General features: G+C 43.5%; 3 protein-coding genes and 1 tRNA gene. All 4 read left to right on the plus strand.

Annotation, left to right across the window (positions count from 1 at the left end; genetic code table 11):
* Positions 1–312: 312 nt before the first annotated feature.
* On the plus strand, positions 313–969 hold the full coding sequence (gene trmB / locus CK1_RS06030) for a tRNA (guanosine(46)-N7)-methyltransferase TrmB (RefSeq protein WP_015525395.1): 657 nt from the start codon (positions 313–315) through the stop codon (positions 967–969).
* A gap of 480 nt (positions 970–1449) precedes the next feature.
* Positions 1450–1522, plus strand: a tRNA-Lys gene (locus tag CK1_RS06035).
* An 813-nt stretch (positions 1523–2335) separates the two neighbouring features.
* Positions 2336–3898, plus strand: coding sequence for an alanine/glycine:cation symporter family protein (locus CK1_RS06040; RefSeq protein WP_015525397.1), 1563 nt, complete (start codon positions 2336–2338; stop codon positions 3896–3898).
* 100 nt (positions 3899–3998) lie between these two features.
* The coding region (guaA, locus tag CK1_RS06045) for a glutamine-hydrolyzing GMP synthase (protein WP_306288798.1) at positions 3999–5561 on the plus strand (1563 nt) is incomplete at its 3' end.

Here is a 5561-nt window from a genome sequence, read left to right on the forward strand (position 1 = left end):
ATTGGGGGTGGATGGCGAAGCGCGTTGCTGTCGCCTGGTTGAGGATTTTTTTTATTTTTTGCTTGCGGCGGGGTGGGGGTTACATGTATAGTTGAATATTGGGATGCATTGTACAGGGTGTTTTATCGGATATTCTGGAAGAGGAATGATGATTTTTTTGGATTTGTGCAGGTATTCTGGTTTGTGTGGCTGGTGGCGGATGTATTATAGTGGTTTCATTGGTTTGGGGAATTGTTATAGACTGCTTTTGCTGGCTGCGAGAGGTAGTTATTTGATCTGTATATTATAGGAAGATTAATTTGGAGGTTATTTATGAGATTACGTAATATTCCCGGGGCGAAGGATGCGATTTTGGAGTGTGACTGGGTGATTGATGAACCGGAGAAGTTTAAAGGGGAATGGGCGAGTGTTTTTGGGGAGAAGAGACCGCTTTTTCTTGAGGTTGGTATGGGAAAAGGGCGTTTTCTGATGGATATGGCGAGGCTGCATCCTGAGAGGAATTATGTTGGGATCGAGATGTATGACAGTGTGCTGCTTCGGGCACTTCAGAAGAGGGAGGAGCTTGAGGAGGCCGGGGAGAAGTTTTCAAATCTGGTGTTCATCCGTGTGGATGCAAGGCTTTTGCCGGAGATTTTTGAGAAGGATGAGGTTGACGGGATTTATCTGAATTTTTCCGATCCGTGGCCGAAGGCCCGTCATGCCAAGAGAAGACTGACTTCCAGGGAGTTTTTGAAGAGGTATGAGCAGGTCCTGAAAAAAGAGGGTACTGTGGAATTTAAGACAGATAACCGTGGATTGTTTGAATTTTCCCTGGAAGAGGTGAAGGAGTCTGACTGGAACCTGGAGATTTGTACGTTTGATCTTCATCATGATGAGGAGCTGGTGAAGGGAAATGTGATGACGGAGTATGAGGAGAAGTTTTCTTCCATGGGCAATCCGATCTGTAAGATGGTGATCAGACAAAAATAGAAGAGGTAAGGTTAAGTGGTTCTCAGAAGGTATCTGATATCAAAGCTTATCTGGCGCATAGATATTCTGCGTTAATATAGAAGGTTGTTTTATCGGGCTGATCTGTAAACAGATCGGCCTGTTTTCATATAATAAATAAGAGGGAGCGTCAGGCAGGAATATATGAATCTGCAGGAGAAGCTGCCTGATCTGTATAAAGAAAGAGGGGAAGATAAGGTTTGAAAAAAAGAAAATCCAACTCATTCCGTCGAAATCTCAACAGTGTAAAACGCGGCGTTAAAAGCCAGGCATTTCAGATCAGAAATTCGCTGTCAGAAATAGAAAAATCACTGAACAAAATTGCATCAAATGAAGATATAAAAAATAAAAAGAAAAAATAAAAAATTAAAAAAGGTGTTGACTTTCTTCAAATCATAACGTATAATACAACATGTCTTGAGGAACGAACGAAACAAAAACGAAAGACAAATAATTAAATAAGCGTTTTTAGCTCAGTTGGTAGAGCACCTGACTCTTAATCAGGGTGTCCAGGGTTCGAACCCCTGAAGACGCACTAAAGGCACTGTTTTTGCAGATATAGAGCTGCGGGGACGGTGTTTTTTTGTTGTGTTTATTCGGGTTTCAGGGGGGATAAGGATATCTGGGCGTGAAGTGATGCGGAGTAAATGGACCGAGATGAAAATGTCGATCATCAGATAGAATCAGAATGTCTAATATAGACACCATGATTATAGGTATAGATCCTTTTGAATAAAGAAAGGATGGTATACTATGGGAGTTTGTAAGAAGATAAAAAGGAGGGCCGGGTCTTGGAAGGAACCCGGCAGAGTATGAAAAGAAAAATAAGTAATGATCTATAAGATGAAAAAGCTTTGTGCTTTATTTGATTAATAATATACCGTCAAAATGTGATGGAACTGTGAGAAGCGTTTTAAAAATTTGTGAGGAAAGTCTAAATATCTTATAAAGTCTGATAAACTGCGAAGAAGTTATTCGGTGTAGAGCCGCGTAGCGAAGCGGATTGCGAATATCCGCTTGACTCGAATCAAGTAAGTCCCCTGCGGGGGGTGCGAAAAGCAATAGCAGTCGGTGGGGCTTGTAAGAATAGAAAATTCTGAAATTTGTACAAAAATAGTGAAAATAAATAAGACTTTTTTAAGCCGATACGGTATAATAAACCATAGCATAAAAATCCGGAGGGGAAATGAACGAGGATGGATGTGGTACACATGTTATATGAACAGGTGCGGAAATTTTTCTGAGGGGTATAAATGAATATATCTATATTTTATATTCAGCGGAAAATGTAATATCCGGAAAGATGGTTCAATTCTGAGGTATTCAGATGAAAAGGGAGGAGATGGCTATGGAGAAAGTGTTTGAGGCGATCAATGGAGTGTTCAGCTTTATCGGTCCACTGTCTGATTTTCTGTGGGAGTTCCCCACGAATTTTGACTGGTACAGCAATATTCCGATTCTGGGAAATATATCCTTTGCGATCATATTACTTCTTGGGTCCGGGATTTTTTTTAGTTTCAGGATCGGTTTTATGCAGGTGACTTACTTTAAAAAAGGAATCAGGACCATGACGGAGAAACGTGTTGTGGAAACAGGAATTTCGCCGCTTGCATCGTTTTTCCTGAGTTCAGCTATGCGTGTAGGACCGGGAAATATCCTGGGCGTAACAGGTGCTATTGCAGTGGGTGGACCGGGGGCCCTGTTCTGGATGTGGATATCTGCGTTTTTTGGGATGGCAGTTGCATACATGGAGGGTGTCCTTGCTCAGATTTTCAAGGAGAAGAAGGACGATGAGTTCGTAGGAGGTCTTCCTTTTTATGGGAGAAAGCTTCTTGGAAATAAGGTATGGATCGGCGTTTTTCTTTCGGTATTGTATATTTTGTATGCGCTTTGCTGTCTGCCGGCACAGGGCTTTAACGTTGTTTCATCAGTAGGACGCATGGCAGAGATCGTAACCGGAAAAACCATTCCAAGCGGATCAGCCTTCTATTATATAGTAGGTACGCTGATCGTAATCCTCACAGCAGCTATCGCATTTGGCGGAATCAAAAAAGTATCCAGATGGACAGATATGATGGTGCCGGTGATGGCAGTGCTCTATATGGTAGTAGTGTTACTTCTTATCATATTGAATTTTACCCGTATTCCGTATTTCTTCGGAAGTGTGTTTGCAGGAGCCTTTAAGCCGGATGCATTTTTTGGAGGTGTTTTTGGAACAGTTCTTGCACAGGGCGTAAAACGAGGCCTGATGTCCAATGAGGCTGGTCAGGGAACGATCACCATGTCAGCGGCAGCAGCTGACGCAAAGCATCCATGTGAGCAGGGTGTGATCGCTTCTCTGGGAGTTTTTCTTGATACCATTGTGATCTGCACACTTACCGGATTTGTGGTAGTTATGGCACATTGCTGGACGGGAGCAGATGCGGAAAGCTGGCAGGCTCTTGATAAACTTCCCAAATATACGGAGTCCATTGCTGTGCTGACTCCGGGAACTGCAATGAACGGGATCGTTACATTTCTTGTAACCTTATGTTTCTGCCTGTTTGCATTTACCTGTCTGCTTGGAATGATCAGCTTTTCGGAAATCGCAGCCAACCGTATCCGCAAGGATAAGATCTGTATTAATTTTGTACGCTGTATCGGTCTTTTTGTTGCCGCATTTGGTATCCTCTGTAATATCGCAGGACTGGAGCTTGGAAATCTCTGGGCATTTTCTGATCTTGGAAATATTCTGATCGTATTTTTCAACGTACCGATCGTTTATGTCGGTGCGAAATATGTTTTCCGGGCGACCAGACATTATAAGAAGAATGACGGTACTCCGTTTACATCGGAGGTAATTGGAAGAAATGACTGCGCTTACTGGGATGAGCAGGCAAAAAAAGTAGTGAAAAATTTTTCCGGAAAATAAAAATTCCGGCGGGAGATAAAATTAGCATTGTAAAAGTGCATGTACTCATTTATAATGAGTAACAGATTCTAAAGATGTTATAAATAACAGGAGGAAAGCCTTGAAAAGAGAATTAGTTATTGTCATTGATTTTGGCGGTCAGTACAATCAGCTGGTTGCAAGACGTGTCAGAGAATGCAATGTATATTGCGAAATTTATTCTTACAAGACAGATCTTGAGAAGATTAAAGCGATGAATCCTAAGGGAATCATCCTTACCGGCGGACCAAACAGCTGCTATGAGGCAGATTCACCGACTTACCAGAAGGAATTATTTGAGCTTGGTATTCCGGTACTTGGACTTTGCTATGGAGCACAGCTTATGATGCATGTCCTTGGCGGAAAAGTTGAGAAGGCAGATGTCAGCGAATACGGTAAGACAGAGCTTCTCATCGATAAGAAAGATTCCAGGATCTTCAAAAATGTATCCGACAAAACAATCTGCTGGATGAGCCATACAGACTATATTTCCCAGACTGCACCGGGATTTGAGATCGCTGCACATACTGCAGACTGTCCGGTAGCAACTGCACAGAATGAAGAGAAGAAACTGTATGCGATCCAGTTCCATCCGGAAGTACTGCACACAGTAGAAGGAAAGACAATGCTGTCCAACTTCGTACTTGGTGTCTGCGAATGTGCCGGAGACTGGAAGATGGATGCCTTTGTTGAACATACGATCAAAGAGATCCGCGAGAAAGTCGGTGATGGAAAAGTTCTCCTTGCCCTGTCAGGTGGTGTAGATTCCTCCGTGGCAGCAGGACTTCTTTCCAGAGCGATCGGTAAGCAGCTTACCTGCGTATTTGTAGATCATGGCCTTCTTCGTAAGGATGAAGGTGATGAGGTTGAAGGTGTATTCGGACCGAATGGTCAGTTTGATCTGAACTTTATTCGCGTGAACGCACAGCAGAGATATTACGACAAGCTTGCCGGTGTTACAGAGCCTGAAGCGAAGCGTAAGATCATCGGTGAGGAATTTATCCGTATCTTCGAGGAGGAAGCCAAGAAGATCGGTGCTGTAGATTTCCTTGCACAGGGAACCATTTATCCGGACGTTGTAGAGAGCGGTCTCGGCGGAGAATCCGCAGTGATCAAATCCCATCACAACGTAGGAGGTCTTCCGGATTTCGTTGATTTCAAAGAAATCATTGAGCCGCTTCGTGACCTGTTCAAAGATGAGGTCCGTAAAGCTGGCCTTGAGCTTGGAATTCCGGAAAGACTGGTATTCCGTCAGCCATTCCCGGGCCCGGGACTTGGAATCCGTATCATCGGTGAAGTCACCGAGGAAAAAGTACGCATCGTACAGGATGCAGACTACATCTACCGTGAAGAAGTCGACAATGCAGCCGCCGACTACAAAAAAGAACACGGAGAAGATCCGTCCTGGATGCCGAACCAGTACTTTGCAGCCCTTACAAATATGCGAAGCGTAGGTGTAATGGGAGACTTCAGAACATACGATTATGCAGTGGCGCTTCGCGCCGTTAAGACCATTGACTTCATGACTGCGGAGTCTGCTGAGATTCCTTATGCAGTACTTAATAAGGTGATGAACCGTATTATTAATGAAGTTAAGGGCGTAAACCGCGTATTCTATGATCTTACAAGTAAGCCGCCTGGAACG

The organism is Ruminococcus sp. SR1/5, from assembly GCF_000209835.1.
In the GTDB taxonomy this organism is placed as follows: Bacteria; Bacillota; Clostridia; order Lachnospirales; family Lachnospiraceae; genus Blautia_A; species Blautia_A fusiformis.